The 15,600-nt window shown below is 57.1% G+C and carries 17 protein-coding genes; 11 read left to right on the top strand and 6 right to left on the bottom strand.

Features of this window, described 5'->3' with window-relative positions:
- Positions 1-100: 100 nt before the first annotated feature.
- Entirely contained in the window at positions 101-1,456 is a 1,356-nt protein-coding gene (argA, locus tag RFER_RS10635; RefSeq protein ID WP_011464397.1) for an amino-acid N-acetyltransferase, read from the top strand.
- A 58-nt stretch (positions 1,457-1,514) separates the two neighbouring features.
- Here the strand turns inward: argA and RFER_RS10630 are convergent, their stop codons facing one another.
- Both RFER_RS10630 and RFER_RS10625 read right to left on the bottom strand, forming a co-directional pair.
- Positions 1,515-2,039, bottom strand: a complete 525-nt coding sequence (locus tag RFER_RS10630) for a disulfide bond formation protein B (RefSeq protein WP_011464396.1) — start codon at positions 2,037-2,039, stop codon at positions 1,515-1,517.
- Between the two features lie 105 nt (positions 2,040-2,144).
- Positions 2,145-2,378, bottom strand: coding sequence for a hypothetical protein (locus RFER_RS10625; protein ID WP_011464395.1), 234 nt, complete (start codon positions 2,376-2,378; stop codon positions 2,145-2,147).
- A gap of 127 nt (positions 2,379-2,505) precedes the next feature.
- On the opposite strand from RFER_RS10625, the gene RFER_RS10620 reads away from it, so the two are divergent.
- The 8 genes from RFER_RS10620 to bamC all read left to right on the top strand — a co-directional run bounded on the left by RFER_RS10620 (position 2,506) and on the right by bamC (position 9,440).
- Complete coding sequence (locus RFER_RS10620; RefSeq protein WP_011464394.1) at positions 2,506-2,778, top strand: oxidative damage protection protein; 273 nt, start codon at positions 2,506-2,508, stop codon at positions 2,776-2,778.
- A gap of 12 nt (positions 2,779-2,790) precedes the next feature.
- The gene (locus RFER_RS10615) at positions 2,791-4,620 is read left to right on the top strand and encodes an FAD-dependent oxidoreductase (RefSeq protein ID WP_011464393.1); all 1,830 of its coding nucleotides are present in this window, start codon (positions 2,791-2,793) and stop codon (positions 4,618-4,620) included.
- Complete coding sequence (locus RFER_RS10610; protein ID WP_011464392.1) at positions 4,617-5,222, top strand: C40 family peptidase; 606 nt, start codon at positions 4,617-4,619, stop codon at positions 5,220-5,222. Before RFER_RS10615 ends, RFER_RS10610 begins: the two co-directional genes overlap by 4 nt.
- 213 nt (positions 5,223-5,435) lie before the next feature.
- The gene (locus RFER_RS10605) at positions 5,436-6,656 is read left to right on the top strand and encodes an MFS transporter (protein ID WP_011464391.1); all 1,221 of its coding nucleotides are present in this window, start codon (positions 5,436-5,438) and stop codon (positions 6,654-6,656) included.
- A gap of 6 nt (positions 6,657-6,662) precedes the next feature.
- Positions 6,663-6,788: a hypothetical protein gene (locus RFER_RS24885; RefSeq protein ID WP_279587706.1), complete on the top strand. Its 126-nt coding sequence runs from the start codon at positions 6,663-6,665 to the stop codon at positions 6,786-6,788.
- A gap of 14 nt (positions 6,789-6,802) precedes the next feature.
- Positions 6,803-7,387: a class I SAM-dependent methyltransferase gene (locus RFER_RS10600; RefSeq protein ID WP_011464390.1), complete on the top strand. Its 585-nt coding sequence runs from the start codon at positions 6,803-6,805 to the stop codon at positions 7,385-7,387.
- A gap of 36 nt (positions 7,388-7,423) precedes the next feature.
- On the top strand, positions 7,424-8,317 hold the full coding sequence (gene dapA, locus RFER_RS10595) for a 4-hydroxy-tetrahydrodipicolinate synthase (RefSeq protein ID WP_011464389.1): 894 nt from the start codon (positions 7,424-7,426) through the stop codon (positions 8,315-8,317).
- 43 nt (positions 8,318-8,360) lie between these two features.
- Positions 8,361-9,440 carry an outer membrane protein assembly factor BamC gene (gene bamC / locus RFER_RS10590; RefSeq protein ID WP_011464388.1) on the top strand — a complete coding sequence of 360 codons (1,080 nt, stop codon included), beginning with the start codon at positions 8,361-8,363 and terminating at the stop codon, positions 9,438-9,440.
- Positions 9,441-9,456: 16 nt separating this feature from the next.
- Here bamC and RFER_RS10585 read toward each other — a convergent pair whose 3' ends face one another.
- The 4 genes from RFER_RS10585 to tolB are packed head-to-tail and all read right to left on the bottom strand — an operon-like array spanning position 9,457 to position 12,847.
- A complete protein-coding gene (locus RFER_RS10585; RefSeq protein WP_011464387.1) occupies positions 9,457-10,200 on the bottom strand; it encodes a tRNA threonylcarbamoyladenosine dehydratase in 744 nt (247 codons plus the stop codon).
- A gap of 31 nt (positions 10,201-10,231) precedes the next feature.
- A complete protein-coding gene (ybgF, locus tag RFER_RS10580; protein WP_011464386.1) occupies positions 10,232-11,011 on the bottom strand; it encodes a tol-pal system protein YbgF in 780 nt (259 codons plus the stop codon).
- A gap of 5 nt (positions 11,012-11,016) precedes the next feature.
- Complete coding sequence (gene pal, locus RFER_RS10575; RefSeq protein WP_011464385.1) at positions 11,017-11,550, bottom strand: peptidoglycan-associated lipoprotein Pal; 534 nt, start codon at positions 11,548-11,550, stop codon at positions 11,017-11,019.
- A gap of 19 nt (positions 11,551-11,569) precedes the next feature.
- On the bottom strand, positions 11,570-12,847 hold the full coding sequence (gene tolB / locus RFER_RS10570) for a Tol-Pal system beta propeller repeat protein TolB (RefSeq protein ID WP_011464384.1): 1,278 nt from the start codon (positions 12,845-12,847) through the stop codon (positions 11,570-11,572).
- Between the two features lie 185 nt (positions 12,848-13,032).
- On the opposite strand from tolB, the gene RFER_RS10565 reads away from it, so the two are divergent.
- Both RFER_RS10565 and msbA read left to right on the top strand, forming a co-directional pair.
- A complete protein-coding gene (locus RFER_RS10565) occupies positions 13,033-13,815 on the top strand; it encodes a glycosyltransferase family 2 protein (RefSeq protein WP_011464383.1) in 783 nt (260 codons plus the stop codon).
- A complete protein-coding gene (gene msbA / locus RFER_RS10560; RefSeq protein ID WP_011464382.1) occupies positions 13,812-15,557 on the top strand; it encodes a lipid A export permease/ATP-binding protein MsbA in 1,746 nt (581 codons plus the stop codon). The genes RFER_RS10565 and msbA overlap by 4 nt, the downstream gene beginning before the upstream one ends.
- Positions 15,558-15,600 lie beyond the last annotated feature (43 nt).

Here is a 15,600-nt window from a genome sequence, read left to right as displayed (position 1 = left end):
AAACTCGATTTGGAGGGGCAAAGCAGTCAAGGCAATAAACTTCGTAGAGAATCGAGGATTATCCCAGCCCTTGTCCCCCCTTTATCCCCGCTGCATTCGCATGACCTCTGTTTTCAACTTCACCTTTGTGCCCTGGTTTCGCTCGGTGGCACCTTACATCCACAAGTTTCGCCACCAGACGTTTGTGGTCGGCATTGCGGGTGAGGCGATTGCGGCCGGCAAGTTGCAACACCTGGCGCAAGACCTGGCGATGATCCAGAGCATGGGCGTCAAGATTGTGCTGGTGCATGGCTTTCGACCCCAGGTGAGCGAGCAGCTCAAGGCCAAGGGCCATGCGGCGCGCTATTCCCATGGCATTCGCATCACGGACGAGGTTTCGCTGGACTGCGCCCAAGAGGCCGCTGGCCAATTGCGTTACGAGATCGAAGCCGCCTTCAGCCAGGGCCTGCCCAACACGCCGATGGCCGGCGCTACCGTGCGCGTGATTTCAGGCAATTTCCTCACGGCCCGACCGGTTGGGATTGTGGATGGCGTGGACTTCCAACACTCGGGTGTGGTGCGCAAGATTGACACCGCAGGCATCATGCGCTCGCTGGACATGGGCGCGCTGGTGTTGATGTCCCCGTTTGGTTTTTCACCCACCGGCGAGGCGTTTAACCTGACCATGGAAGAGGTCGCCACCTCGGTGGCCACGGCCTTGCAGGCCGATAAGCTCATTTTTGTGACAGAAATCCCGGGCATTCGTATCCACCCGGGGCAGCCAGAGAGTGAAGACAACCCGATTGACACCGAGTTGCCGCTCGTCACAGCCGAAAAAATGTTGACTGAATTGCCTGCGGCCAACCAGCCCACCGATACCGCGTTTTACCTGCAGCACTGCGTCAAGGCCTGCAAAGGCGGTGTGGAGCGCAGCCATATCATCCCGTTTGCAGTGGATGGCGCGATCCTGCTGGAGGTCTATGTGCATGACGGCATTGGCACCATGGTGGTGGACGAAAAACTGGAGAGCCTGCGCGAAGCCACGGTGGACGACGTGGGTGGCATCCTGCAACTGATTGAGCCGTTTGAAAAAGACGGCACGCTGGTCAAGCGCAGCCGCACCGAGATCGAGCGTGACGTCGGCAACTACACGGTAATTGAGCACGACGGCGTCATTTTTGCCTGCGCCGCGCTCTACCCCTACCCGGAAGCGCGCACCGGCGAAATGGCCGCCCTCACGGTGTCGCCCCAGGTGCAGGGCGAAGGCGATGGCGAGCGGGTTCTAAAACGCATTGAACAACGCGCCAGGGTCACCGGGCTGGAGAGCATTTTTGTGTTGACCACCCGCACCACGCACTGGTTTCTGAAACGCGGCTTTGTGCTGGTCGACCCGGACTGGCTACCTGAAGCCCGCAAACGCAAATACAACTGGGACCGGAAAAGCCAGGTCCTGGTGAAAAAACTTGGTAATGCTTGAGGGCCAGAAGCTCGCAAGATTCAATGAATTGAATCTGAGCTGACTGAAACCTTGTTGATCAGGAAACGCGGCGACTGACTCGCCGCCAGATCAGCGCCAGGGACAACAAGACGATGAGGCCGAAAACCACAAATGTCCAGTTGGCAATCGAGCCGCCCAGAAAAGTCCAATCGACCTTGCTGCAGTCGCCACTGCCTTTGAAAATCATGGGAATAGCGCGCTGCAGCGGAAAAGTCTCGATCATTCCATAGAAGTCGCGGCCACAACTGACCACTTCGGGCGGATACCACTGCAACCAGCTTTGCCGGGCCGCCACATAAGCACCAAAGCCGCTGGAGCCCAACATCAGCACAGCCCCCCCCAGATGCAGGCCTTTTCTACCGCTAGCCCCCGTCAATCCTGCGATGATTGCTACCAAAACAAGAGCATAGCGCTGGACGATGCACATCGGGCAGGGTTCCAGCCCCACCACATGCTGCAGGTACTGACCGAACGCCAACATGCCGATGCTTGCCAGACTGACAAACGCGAAGATGCGGCGCGGAGAATTATCCAGCCAGCCGGTCACAACCTGAAAACTCATCGCTATCCTTCATGGAGAAAATCATGGGACGAAACGCCCGATGATTTGGGGCGGCTTGAGGAAATAAGTTCCCGCGTCCCCGCAAATCCGTCTGAATTCAGATGATCAGCCCGCTGCCGCCTCGTCTGCCGCTTTGCAGGAGGGCGAGCACACCGCCTGGGATTTGCCAAGTATCTTGCGTGTGACCATCTGGGAGCGAGCGCGATGCTTGCCACACAGAAAGCACGACATGGTCGCAGCCCCGAACGACGTTGCCGCCGTGAAGGGAGAACCCGATACTTTGGATTTGTAACGCAGGCCATCGGCCAGCATTTTGGTTTTTGTGTCTGCTTTTGCCATAGCGTGTATTTTACTTCAGTGGCAGAAGACACGGTGACTTACCCATGATTCTGACCGGATGAAAGCAATGGCCACTCAAAGCTTGCTAAAGTCGTGGCTTCGCAAAAAAAATCGGGAAAAGGCTCAAATGGCACGCACTGTGAACTGCATCAAACTCGGCAAGGAAGCCGAAGGACTGGACTTTCCGCCCTACCCTGGTGAGTTGGGCAAACGCATCTGGGAGAGCGTGAGCAAACAAGCCTGGGCCGACTGGCTCAAGCATCAAACCATGCTGGTGAATGAAAACCGTCTCAATCTGGCGGATGCCCGGGCCCGTCAGTACTTGGCGCGTCAGATGGAAAATCACTTTTTTGGTGGCGGTGCCGACGCCGCCCAGGGTTACGTACCGCCCAGCGCTTGAAGCTGTTTATGCATGGTTGAGCTTGCGGCGGCCACTTGCTTGCATGAATGCGGCCTACCACAGGCCTGGTGTAAGCAAGAAGCCTGGCGCATCCTGGAAACCCGTTTTGGTCAGGGGCTTCATTTTCTGACTACTTGGCAGGCCTGGCGCAACGACCCGCAGCGCCCCAGAATGCTGCACTATGTTGCAGTAACCGCCGCGCCGCCTGATATCGATGAGTTACTGGCCGGTATGGCGTCATCCCCCGAACTCCTGTTGTTGGCCAAAGAGCTGGCGCCACAGTGCTTGGGCTTGTCGACTGGTTTTCAGCGTTTGACTTTCGATGGGGGCCACGTCTTATTGACCCTGTGCGTAGGCGACCTGACAGCGATGTTGCGGGCGCAGCAGTTCGCGGCTGATTCGATTTACCTGACTCCCGATCCTACTGACTGCCCAGACCGCTGCGCAGCTTCGAACTGGCGTGTTTGGACCGCCAAGGCCTTGGCACGCTGCTGCCGACGCGGCACCACACTGGTGGCCCCGGTGGATGCCGACCACTTGTATGCTGACTTGACGCAATGCGGGTTTGAGCTATCGACCATCCAGGCGGGTCAACCGACCGGCCCAGAGGCAGCGCCGACAAACATATCACTTCGCGCTCAGTTCAACCCTCGCTGGACGATCAAAAACACCCGCAACACGTTGCCCGCGCGCGCCATGGCAGTCAGCAGTTGTGCCGTCATCGGGGCGGGGCTGGCGGGGGCCAGCGTGGCAGCTTCACTGGCTCGACGCGGCTGGCAGGTACAGGTACTCGACCAGGCTCATACGCCCGCCGCTGGCGCGTCCGGCTTACCGGTGGGCCTGGTGGTGCCCCATGTGTCGGCCGACGACTGCGTACTGTCGCGCCTGTCACGCAGTGGCGTGCGACTCATGCTGCAGCAAGCGCGCAGCCTTTTGCGGCAGGGACAAGACTGGGATGCCACCGGGGTCTTGGAGCGCAGGCTGGACGGCCCGCCGGGCGTGCCCGATATCTGGCACCCACAGGCCGCCTGGCTCAAGCCAACCCAATTGGTGCGCGCCTGGCTGGCGCAGCTCGGTATTACTTTTCAGGGTGACGCCAAGGTGGCGGCCCTTCGTCAGCGTGGGGATGAATGGGAATTGCTGGACACAGACGGCGGTATGCTCCACCGTGCCAGCCGGGTGGTTTTCGCTAACGCGGGTGGTGCCATGGCCTTGCTTGACACACTGCAAGCGAGACTGCCGGCCTTGAACATTCGCGTCAATCAATTTCCGGTCATGCAGGGCGTACGGGGCCAGGTGTCTTGGGCCATGCACACTGGGCTGCCGGATGAGACGTTCCCCCCTTTTCCGATCAATGGCGCAGGCAGCATAGTGCCTTGGGTTCCGGTCGATGAGGATTGCGGTCAGAATCTGGCCTGGTTTGTTGGCGCCAGTTACCAACCCGACAGCCAGCCACCTGCACCAGACGAAAAAAATCATGCGACCAACCTGGCCCGTTTGCACAAGCTAAGCCCGAAGCTGGGACAAGCGCTGGCGGGCAAGTTTGCCGCAGGTGCTGTCAACGCCTGGAAAAACACGCGTTGCGTCACCGCTGACCGGTTGCCAGCAGTGGGCCCACTCGATCAGGTTGACCACCCGGGCCTGTGGATGTGTGCTGGCATGGGGTCCAGAGGCTTGAGCTTTTCAATGCTTTGCGCCGAATTGCTGGCGGCGCGCTGGAGCGGCGAGCCGCTGCCGATTGACGCGGGTCTGGCCCGCACACTCGAAGCAAGGCGTGGAGCCGACTGCCATCGAAATCGGCTTGACAGATCGCCTGAACTGCCAGTATCCTGCGCGCCATGAGAATTTCAGCCACCCTTGCCCTCCTGATCGCCCTTTTGTTTGCTGCCAGTGCGCAGGCCAGTCCGTCAGGGGCGAGTGATGACCTGGATAAATTCTTGATCAATGAAGATCTGCTGGCACGCATTGATCAAGTTCGACAGTCGGTCGGCCTGAAAGCATCTGAATTGGTCTTCACGGCCATGGGTTTTCTGGGTGTTCCCTACCGGCGCGGCGGCAACACGGCAGAAACCGGCTTTGACTGCAGCGGTTTTGTCCGGGCTATGTATCAGCAAACGGTTGGCTTGATCTTGCCGCGCAAAGCGGAACAACAGGCGGCAGCCACCAAGGTTATTAAACGCACCGACCTGCAGCCCGGCGATCTGGTGTTCTTTAATACACTGCGACGCGCCTTCAGCCATGTGGGCATTTACATTGGTGAAGGCAAATTCATTCATTCCCCCAAACCAGGCGCTCAAGTGCGGGTGGAAGACATGGGCGTGGCTTACTGGAAGCATCGCTTTGATGGCGCTCGTCGAGTGCAAACTGCCGCACCTGATGCGCCTGCGCCTGCGCCTGCCCTTGAGCCTGAGGCTATGCCGCCAATTGAACCCACACTGCACTGAATAAAATCATTCCCGCCAACTGAACCAAACGGCAACTGTCTCAGCACCGGATGCGTGCGCCTTTCTCGGTGCCGCATGGGAATTACTCAGTGAATCTACTTTGACGTCAAAGACACTTCAAGCCAGGCGAGCGGCACCTTGGTGCGGCCATCTCGATAGCGCCGAAGTGCTCAGATGCACCTGAGGTCGGTCTGAACCAACCTGACACACCCGATGACGATTACCACCCAAAAAATTTCCGCGACACAAATGCTGCTGTGCGGCGCCGCCATCGTGACGCTGTCCATGGGCATACGCCACGGCTTTGGCTTGTGGCTGCAACCGATCACACAAAGCCAGAACTGGAGTCGGGAGACCTTTGCCTTCGCCATTGCCATCCAGAATCTGGTCTGGGGTTTCACTGGCATTTTTGCCGGCATGTTGGCCGACCGCTTTGGTGCCTTCAAGGTCATTGTGGCGGGTGCCGTTTTGTATGCGCTTGGATTGGTGGGCATGGCGACTGCCACCACGCCACTGATCTTTGCCTTGACCGCTGGCGTATTGATTGGCATGGCGCAGGCGGGCACGACCTACGCTGTCATTTACGGGGTGATCGGGCGCAACATCGCGCCCCACAAGCGCTCCTGGGCCATGGGTGTGGCAGCGGCAGCGGGGTCGTTTGGGCAGTTTTTAATGGTACCCACCGAGGGCCTGTTAATCAGCAGTGTGGGCTGGCAAGAAGCCCTGATGGTGCTGGGTGCGGCCTCCCTGATGATGGTACCGCTGGCTTGGGGTTTGCACGAACCGGCGCTGGCGGGCAGCTTTGCCGTGCGCCGGGAACAAAGCATACTTCAGGCATTGGGAGAGGCTTTCAAGTACCCCAGCTTCCAGTTGCTGATGGCGGGTTATTTTGTTTGTGGCTTCCAGGTCGTGTTCATCGGAGTGCACATGCCAAGCTACTTGCGGGACAAGGGTCTGTCGCCCCAGGTGGCGAGTTATGCGCTGGCGCTGATTGGCTTGTTCAACGTCTTTGGCACTTATGCGGCCGGGGTACTGGGGCAGCGGATGCAGAAAAAAAACATTCTGGCGTTCATTTACCTGGCCCGTGCTTTTGCTATCAGCATCTTTCTGCTTGTGCCCTTGTCGCCGGTTAGCGTGTACATATTTTCCAGTGTCATGGGTTTGCTGTGGCTCTCCACGGTCCCGCCAACCAACGCCACAGTAGCGCAGATATTTGGCGTGACGCATCTTTCCATGCTGAGCGGTTTTGTTTTTTTCAGCCACCAAATCGGTTCTTTCATGGGCGTCTGGCTAGGCGGCTACCTGTATGACCGCACCGGCAGCTACGACCTGGTCTGGTACATCGCCATTGGATTAGGCGTGCTGGCGGCACTGGTCAATCTGCCCATCAAGGAAGCCTCCATTGTTCGCAGCCAGGCCATGCAGGGCACATAAAGCGTCATGAAACCCGGCCTCAAAATTCTGCTCTATGCGGGCGCCATTTGCGTGCTATTGGCTGTGTTTGCCCTGTACACCCGGCCTGATTTTTTGGTCACCTTGGCCAATCAGGTTTGGGCCTGTTTTTAAAGCAGATCATCATTTTGGATAAATTATCCGCCGCTACGGCGCATGGCCTGGGGCCTGCATCCAGTTGGGTGCAACGCTGGTCTCACCTTGTTGCGCGCCATGGGTCGGTGCTGGACATCGCGTGTGGGCAGGGCCGTCACATGCAATGGTTTGCCGAACAAGGCCACGCGGTTACCGGTATTGATCGCTCACCCGATGCAATTCGGGCGGCGAGTCGAATTGGTGAGGCGGTGCTGGCTGATATCGAAAACGCGTCCTGGCCGCTGATGCACAGAGGCCATGCCCGCCAATTTGATGCCGTGATTGTCACCAACTACTTATGGCGCCCGCTATTTGAGGTGATGACCCAGAGCGTTGCGCCGGGCGGCGTGCTGATCTACGAAACGTTTGCCCAAGGCCATGAAACCGTCGGCAAGCCCTCAAACCCTGATTTTCTGTTGCGACCGAACGAGTTGTTGACAGCCTTCAAGAGCCTGCAGATCGTCGCTTTTGAAGATGGTTTTCTGGATCACCCGCCTCGCTATGTACAACGGATCGCCGCGGTGCGACTTGATTTGGGCGAAGAAACCCAGCAGACACCAGCGCGATACACGCTCTAGGTAGAATGCACGCTTACTGTTAACTACCCCTCTGACATGACATCCTCAACCAGCCAAATTACGGGCAGCATCGTGGCGCTTGTCACCCCCATGCTTGATGATGGCAGCGTGGACTACCCCGCCCTGCGCAAACTCATCGACTGGCATATCGCGGAAGGCACCGACTGCATTGGCGTGGTGGGCACCACCGGTGAATCGCCCACAGTCAACGTGCAGGAGCACTGCGAAATCATCCGCGTCGCGGTTGAGCAGGCCGCAGGACGCGTGCCAATCATGGCCGGCTGCGGCGCCAACTGCACGGCCGAGGCGATCGAACTGACCCAATTTGCCAAAAAAGTCGGCGCAGATTGCCAGCTGCAAGTAGTGCCCTATTACAACAAGCCAACCCAGGAGGGTCAGTACCGGCACTTCAAAGCGATTGCAGAAGCAGTTGATCTGCCAATGGTTCTCTATAACGTTCCCGGTCGTGCCGTGGCAGACATGGCACACGATACCGTGCTGCGCCTGGCTCAGGTGCCTGGTATCGTTGGCATCAAGGAAGCCACCGGCCAAATTGATCGGGCGCAATGGTTGATCCGCGAAGCGCCCAAGGGCTTTGCCATTTACTCCGGCGATGACCCAACGGCGGTTGCCCTGATGTTGTGTGGTGGCCATGGCAACGTTAGCGTCACGGCCAATATTGCACCCCGACTGATGCACGAGCTGTGCGTGGCCGCGATGGCCGGTGACACAAAACGCGCCATGGAAATTCAGTTCAAATTACTGCCTTTGCACAAAAATCTGTTTATTGAGGCCAACCCGATCCCCGTCAAGTGGGCGGTGGCGCGGCTTAAGCTGTGCGGCGGTACCCTGCGTCTGCCCATGACACCTTTGACCCCAGCCAACGAAGCGGCGCTTGAGAGCGCTTTGCACGCCAGCGGTTTGCTCTGATCGACTCGGTCCGCCATCATTTATTACCCTTGGGAACCTATTTGTGAATCATTTTTCCAGACTCTCACTATTAAGCCTTTCATTGGCGTTAGCAGCATGCACGGTGCTTGATGGCGACAAAATCAATTACAAAAGCGCCAGCAAAGGCACTTCGCTTGAAGTGCCCCCAGACTTAACCCAACTGTCGCGCGAAACCCGTTATGCGGTGCCTGGTGGTGCTGTGTCGGCATCGAGTTTCCAGTTGGGTCAAGTGACTCAAACGGTACCGACCGCAACCACCTCGCTTGGAGATGTGCATATCGAACGTTCGGGCAACCAGCGCTGGTTGGTGATCAACCGTCCGGCCGACAAACTTTGGGAGCCGGTGCGCGATTTCTGGCAAGAAAATGGTTTTCTGCTGGCCATCGATCAAGCCAACCTTGGCATCATGGAAACTGACTGGGCCGAAAACCGGGCCAAAATTCCACAAGACTTTATTCGCAACACACTGGGTAAGGTAATTGATTCCCTGTATTCAACCGGCGAACGCGACAAATTTCGCACCCGGCTGGAACGTAATGCAAGCGGTGGCACCGATGTGTTCATCAGTCATCGAGGCATGATTGAGGTGTACAACAGTAGCGCTAAAGACACCACCGTATGGCAGCCCCGCGCCGCCGACCCAGAGCTTGAGGCGGAATTCTTGCGTCGGTTGATGGTCAAGTTGGGGGTAAGCCAAGAGCAGTCCAAGGCACTGTTGGCGGCGGGCGCCAGCCCGAGCAGTTCCCGCGCGGCTGCGATCAACGGACAACCCGTGGTCCAAATCGACGATGGGTTCGACCGGGCTTGGCGCCGTGTTGGCTTGTCGCTTGACCGTACCGGATTCACGGTCGAAGATCGCGATCGTGCACAGGGCGTCTACTTTGTCCGCTACGTAGCCCCTACGGCTGACAAGGCAGAACCAGGCTTCCTGGGTAAACTCTTTGGCGCATCAAAAGCAGATGCGGCGCCATTGAAATACCGCATTACGGTCATCAGCCAAGGAGCGTCAACGACGGTTTCGGTGCTCGATGCTGGTGGAAAACCTGATACATCCGCCAATGCACAACGAATTGTGAATGTTATCGCCGACGACCTCAAGTAAAAGCAGCGCCGCAGGATCAACCCGCCAGTCGGTCAAGAATCCAGCCTGCGGCACACTGACCAAAGGTGGCAGTCACGCTCACCACTGAGCCGTAGCCATGGCAATTGAGTGTTCCGTCCCCCTCGACCGCACAGGATGCGTCAGGGGCTTTCACCGCCTCTCGACTGAAAACACAGGCAACCCCGATTTTTCTTCCTTGACGCGGCGCATCGTGTTCCTTGCGCAAACGGTAGCGCAACTGCGCCAGCAAGGGGTCATGGGTTGTGTGTGTGAGATCATCAATGTCAACCAGATGGGCTTGGCGTTTGCCCCCTGCCGCACCGACTGAGATAAAAAGGGTACGGGTATTTCGCGCCCACACCGCCATTGCCGTCTTCGCCTTCACCTGATCGCAGGCATCAATGACTGCTGTAACGCCCTGGGGTAACAGCGTGGGCCAGTTGCCCGGCTCCACAAACTCCTCGATACACGTCACTTGGCACGCCGGATTAAAGGAAAGAATCCGGTCTCGCATCGCCAGCACCTTGGCCTGTCCCAAACTTGCCTCGACAGCATGTATTTGACGGTTGATATTGGATTCGGCCACGTGGTCGAGATCAACCAACGTCAAATGACCCACCCCGCTACGCGCCAGCGCCTCCGCAGCCCAAGAACCGACACCGCCAATACCAATAACTGCCACGTGCGCTGCAGCGATACGTTGCGCTCCCAAGACACCATAAAGACGTGCCAACCCGGTAAAGCGTCGATCAGTCGTCATGCCATGCCCTGATGGGACCCGTCGCAGCGCACTACTTGAGCCGTGGCAGTCTCTCTTTGGCAGCTATGGCCGCCTCTGACTGAGGATAGGCCTTGATCAGATCTTCCAGTGTTTTGCGGGCACCGCGCGTGTCCTTGAGTTCAATCTGGCAGTTGGCAATGGACAACACCGCCTCGGGAGCCCGCACGTGCTCCGGCTCTCTGGCAATCAGGGAGCGGAAGTTAATCATCGCCTCTTTGTAGTCACGAGTTGCATACTGCGCGTTGCCAAGCCAAAACAACGCAGACGGTCCATAACCCGTTGCAGGATAGCGCTTGAGAAACTCCAAGAAAACGCTTTGTGCGGCAGAAAAATCACCTTTTCTGAACACTGCCAACGCCGCCTCAAAGTCGCGCTTTTCAGCAGGCTCGGCCGTAAATTCACGACCGTCAACGGTGACTTTAGTGGGTTCAAACTGACGCAGGCGGTCATTCACCCCCTGGGCGGTGTCTTTCTGTTGACGCTGCAACTCCGCGACATCACGCACCAGCTGTTCATTCAAGCCCCGGAGCGTTGCCACTTCTGAGCGCAAGGTTTCGATCTGGCTTTGTAGGTCCAGCAGACTCCGCCGAAACGAAGCAGTGTCTTCACTGACACGGCTTACGCCTTGCCCTGACTCCACGCGAACGGCGTCGATACGCTGGCGCAGGTCAAGGATGGCCCTGCGCGCCTCCTCGTCATCGAACAACCCCGCACCGGCCGTTGCTGCACCCAAACCAAGTAAGACGAACGCAGCAATTCGACGGACTATTTTCACAGCATCCACTTCCATCACTGCTATTTATATCTAATTTCGGCACGCCTGTTTTTGGCCATGGCAGCTTCGTCAGAGCCCTGCACGGCTGGCTTTTCCTTGCCAAAACTGACCGCTTCAACCTGGCTGTCGACGACACCGAGCAGGCCCAGCGCACTGCGAACCGCCTCGGCCCGCTTCTGCCCCAGGGCAAGGTTGTATTCCCGACCACCACGCTCGTCAGTGTGGCCTTCAATCGCCACTTTGCGGCTCTTGTCAGCCTTGAGATAACGGGCATGGACCTCAATCAGAGACTGGAATTCCGGCTTGATCACATAGCTGTCGTAATCAAAATAAACAACCCGAGGCCCCCCAACAATGGCCGCATTTTGCGACGACGCACCCACATCCACCGAGGTCACATCACCCTTGCCAACCGCGCTCCCGGAACCGTTAGCGCCAGGCGGCAGCACCGATGTCCCGGTCTTGTCTACAACCGGCACCTCGTCAAGATTCGTGGTCGAACCACAACCCGCCATCAAGGCAGTCACAGCGAGAATCAAAAAAATACGTTTCATCAAATTACCCCTTTTTAATTTATTGCTTCTGGAACGGACCCCAGCCCGGTTCGCGAATATCGCCATTTTGACCCGCCAGACGAGCTTTTACCTTACCGTCCACTGTCGCCGTCATCAGTGCCTCCCGGCCTTGGCTCTGGGTTGCGTAAACAATCAAGCGACTGTTCGGCGCAAAACTGGGGCTTTCGTCTGCGGTTGTGTCGGTAATCGCGGTCACTGCGCCACTTGCAAGCTCCAGGACATGCAGTTTGAAGGCGCCGCTCACCCGGGAAATATAGGCCAGCCAGCGACCGTCCGGGCTGATGGCCGGAGAAATGTTGTAAGTGCCGGTAAAAGTCACCCGTTCCGCGCCGCCACCCGTGACTGGCATCCTGTAGATTTGCGGCGCTCCGCCCCGGTCACTGACGAAATAAATGTTTTTACCATCGGGTGCATAAACCGGCTCCGTGTCAATGCTGCTGTTCTGGGCCAGCCGGCGCGGCTCCCCTCCGCCAGCGTCAATGGCATACAGCTGAGAGCCTCCGTCGCGGCTCAGCGTAACGGCCAGTGTGCGCCCATCGGGCGACCAGGCCGGCGCACTGTTGGAACCCCTGAAATTTGCAATCAGACGCCGCTTGCCAGTGGCGACGTCGTGGGTATAGACAACCGGCTTGCGGGATTCAAACGACACGTACGCGATTTGGCTGCCGTTAGGCGACCAAGCTGGCGAAATGATGGGCTCGGGGCTGGCCAACGCCGATTGGGCATTTTCACCGTCAGCATCCGCAACCCACAGCTGATACCGCTGAGCGGCCTTGGTGACATAGGTGATGCGCGTTGAAAATGCACCTTTATCGCCAGTCAGTTTTTCATAAATGAAATCGGCAATGCGATGCGCTGACAGGCGCAAATCTGCCTGGGTCACGGCGTAGCTCTGACCACCAAGATCCTGCCCCCGCACGACATCCCACAGACGAAAGCGCACGTCATACCGGCCGTCAGCCAGACGGCTCACGCTGCCAGTCACCAGCGAGTCAGCCCCTTTTTGCCGCCACAGAGCCACATCGGGGCGAGTGCCCTCGTCGAGTGCCGCTCCAACCGTATCCACCCCACGAAACTGCCCGCTACGTTCCAAGTCGGCCTGGACGATGGCAGCAATTTTTTGCGGTACGCTGTCTTGACCGCGAAAGGCCGAGACGGCGATTGGCAACTGCGTTAGGCCTACACCGGAGACTTCGACGCGAAATTGTGCCAGGACCGGAAGACAAGTCATACCCACCAACAAACATAACAAAATCCGCTTTTTCATCATTTGCATTTTATCCCAGCCTCACAATGACAATATCGTCATTGACACGCGTTTACGAACACCTTGAAGCAGCTACCTGGACCCCAGTTCCAGACCTCGTGGTCATCTTAAACTAGACTACCACAAGTCATCTCGCCTAACGCGGTCTACTCACGTAGCCCAGTCGCAACTGTCTTCAAGTACCACCAACGCCAATGAGCAAGATATCTGTATACATAATTGCCTACAACGAAGTCGAAAAAGTCACAGCGACCATTGAAAGCGCCCGTTGGGCAGACGAAATTGTGTTGGTTGATTCCTGGAGTTCAGACGGTACGCCCGAACTTGCCACCAGTCTTGGTGCCAGGGTAGTTCAAGTCGATTTCAAAGGATTTGGCGACCTGCGCAATCAGGCTATTGCAGCCTGTTCTCATGAATGGATATTCAGTCTCGATGCAGACGAAAGATGCACTGAAGAAGTAGCAACAGAGATTCGTCGTCTCATGAGCGATCCGAATTCAGCCGACGTTTATCGTGTACCCCGGCGGAATTTTTTTATGGGGCGCTGGATCAAACATTCAGGCTGGTACCCCAACTATCGTCAGCCGCAGTTGTTTCGCAAAGATCACATGAGCTACGATCAAAAGGCGGTGCACGAGGGCTACCTGCTCAACACGTCAAAGCCCATTGGTCATCTCAAAAATGCGATTTGGCAATTCCCGTTCAAGAATATGAGTGAGGTGATGCACAAAGCCAACCGCTACTCCACATTGGGTGCACAGCGCATTGCGGAGCGTCGGCTATCGATGGGTAGCGCCTTGTCTCATGGCATTTGGGCGTTTGTGAAGCACTACCTATTCAAGCTTGGATTTATGGATGGCTGGGCCGGTTTTGTCATCGCGCTTCAAAGTTTTGAGGGAACTTTTTATCGCTATGTGAAAGCCATCGAAATTCAAAAAGGCGCCCAATGGCAGGCGCCCAGGCAAATCGACAAATGACAAAACCGATTTCTCTGAGTAATCGTGCCTTGTACGCCCGGTTGCTGTCGTATGTGCGGCCCTACTGGAAAGCAGTTTTTCTGGCTGTCATAGGAATGGTGGGAACTGCGGCTACGGAACCTGTGTTTCCAGCCATCATGAAATACCTGCTGGACAACGGTTTTCAAGCCAAAGACGCGCGAATGGTTTGGCTCATACCCATGGGCATTGTGACTTTGTTCTTGGTAAGAAGTGTCATTGTTTATTGCACCGGCTACCTGATGACGTGGATTTCCAGTCGACTCGTCACCGACCTGCGACGAACCATGTTTGCCAAACTCCTCGCGCTACCGACCCATCACTATGACGAGCATTCGGCGGGGCAGATGATCTCGCGGCTGGTGTACGACGTGAGCAACGTAACCGATGCGGCTACCAGCGCTCTAATTACGCTGGTGCGGGAATCGTTGACGGCTATCGCACTGATTGGATATCTGCTTTACCTGGACTGGAAGTTGACGCTCATCACTTTGGCCATCGGGCCCGTGATCGCTTTCACTGTTAAATCATTCAGTAAGCGAATGAGGGCGGCAAGCCAAAAAAGCCTGCAGGCGATGCGTTTCATCTCGCACACCATTGAGGAAACAATTTCGGCCCAGCAGGTGGTCAAGATCTTTGGTGGGCAGGAGCGGCAACAAAAACAATTCTTTGAGGCCACGGAACAATTCCGCCGCGCCCAAATGCGAGAAGCTATCCCCGCGTCGGCGATGACCCCGATCACGCATATCGCTGCATCGGTGGCGGTTGCGATCATTGCTTTCCTGGCTTTGAGCCAGTCTACGGGTCAGGCTGGCGCATCAGCGGGTAGCTTCATCTCGTTTATCACGGCCATGCTGATGCTGATTTCCCCAGTCAAGCAACTCGCAACCGTGAACCCGACAATCCAGCGCGGCTTGGCAGCATCGGAGAGCATCTTCGAGCTTCTGGACGCAGCGCAGGAAGACGACCGCGGCAAGCGGCAGTTGCTTCGCAGCAAAGGGGAAATCTGTTTTGACAATGTCAGCCTTCGTTACCTGGGCGCAGAGCGATTTGCCCTGAATGACATCAGTTTCCGGATTACTGCAGGCCAAACCGTGGCACTGGTTGGTGCTTCAGGCGGCGGCAAGAGCACGATCAGCGCCTTGATTCCGCGCTTCTACCCGGTCACATCAGGCCGAGTCCTGGTTGACGGTATTGACATCAATGACATCACGCTGGCCAGCCTGCGCCAAAACATCGCGCTAGTCAGCCAGAATGTCATACTTTTTAACGATACCGTCGGAGCCAATATTGCCTACGGATCACTCCAGACCTGCAGTCGGGATGATGTGATCAGGGCCGCGCGCGCGGCCAACGCCTGGGACTTTATTGAGCAGTTGCCCAATGGCCTGGACACGCCCATCGGTGAAAATGGCGCCAAGCTCTCTGGTGGTCAACGTCAACGCCTCGCCATCGCTCGTGCCTTGCTCAAGGACGCACCCATTCTCATACTCGACGAAGCCACTTCGGCGCTCGATACAGAATCCGAGCGTCAGGTGCAGGCCGCACTAGCCGTCCTCATGAAAAATAGAACCACCCTGGTCATCGCCCATCGGCTCAGCACCATTGAACACGCTGATTGCATTTTGGTACTGGACCAAGGGCGCATCGTTGAGACGGGCACCCACGCCGAGCTGCTACGGGCTGGCAGCTATTACGCCAACCTGAGTCGGCTGCAGGGATGAGCATTCCCATCCTCATGTACCACCCGATTGATATCCCGCCACC

Source organism: Rhodoferax ferrireducens T118 (assembly GCF_000013605.1).
GTDB classification, from domain to species: Bacteria; Pseudomonadota; Gammaproteobacteria; order Burkholderiales; family Burkholderiaceae_C; genus Rhodoferax; species Rhodoferax ferrireducens.
This window is presented reverse-complemented; position numbering and strand designations above follow the sequence as displayed.

Coding starts and splice junctions, on each gene's coding strand:
- ybgF (WP_011464386.1), bottom strand. CDS start 11,011: ATGGAAGTGGATGCTGTGAAAATAGTCCGTCGAATTGCTGCGTTCGTC.
- msbA (WP_011464382.1), top strand. CDS start 13,812: ATGACAAAACCGATTTCTCTGAGTAATCGTGCCTTGTACGCCCGGTTG.
- RFER_RS10585 (WP_011464387.1), bottom strand. CDS start 10,200: ATGACGACTGATCGACGCTTTACCGGGTTGGCACGTCTTTATGGTGTC.
- RFER_RS10630 (WP_011464396.1), bottom strand. CDS start 2,039: ATGAGTTTTCAGGTTGTGACCGGCTGGCTGGATAATTCTCCGCGCCGC.
- RFER_RS10620 (WP_011464394.1), top strand. CDS start 2,506: ATGGCACGCACTGTGAACTGCATCAAACTCGGCAAGGAAGCCGAAGGA.
- RFER_RS10605 (WP_011464391.1), top strand. CDS start 5,436: ATGACGATTACCACCCAAAAAATTTCCGCGACACAAATGCTGCTGTGC.
- RFER_RS24885 (WP_279587706.1), top strand. CDS start 6,663: ATGAAACCCGGCCTCAAAATTCTGCTCTATGCGGGCGCCATTTGCGTG.
- pal (WP_011464385.1), bottom strand. CDS start 11,550: ATGAAACGTATTTTTTTGATTCTCGCTGTGACTGCCTTGATGGCGGGT.
- dapA (WP_011464389.1), top strand. CDS start 7,424: ATGACATCCTCAACCAGCCAAATTACGGGCAGCATCGTGGCGCTTGTC.
- RFER_RS10565 (WP_011464383.1), top strand. CDS start 13,033: ATGAGCAAGATATCTGTATACATAATTGCCTACAACGAAGTCGAAAAA.
- tolB (WP_011464384.1), bottom strand. CDS start 12,847: ATGCAAATGATGAAAAAGCGGATTTTGTTATGTTTGTTGGTGGGTATG.
- RFER_RS10615 (WP_011464393.1), top strand. CDS start 2,791: ATGGTTGAGCTTGCGGCGGCCACTTGCTTGCATGAATGCGGCCTACCA.
- RFER_RS10625 (WP_011464395.1), bottom strand. CDS start 2,378: ATGGCAAAAGCAGACACAAAAACCAAAATGCTGGCCGATGGCCTGCGT.
- RFER_RS10610 (WP_011464392.1), top strand. CDS start 4,617: ATGAGAATTTCAGCCACCCTTGCCCTCCTGATCGCCCTTTTGTTTGCT.
- argA (WP_011464397.1), top strand. CDS start 101: ATGACCTCTGTTTTCAACTTCACCTTTGTGCCCTGGTTTCGCTCGGTG.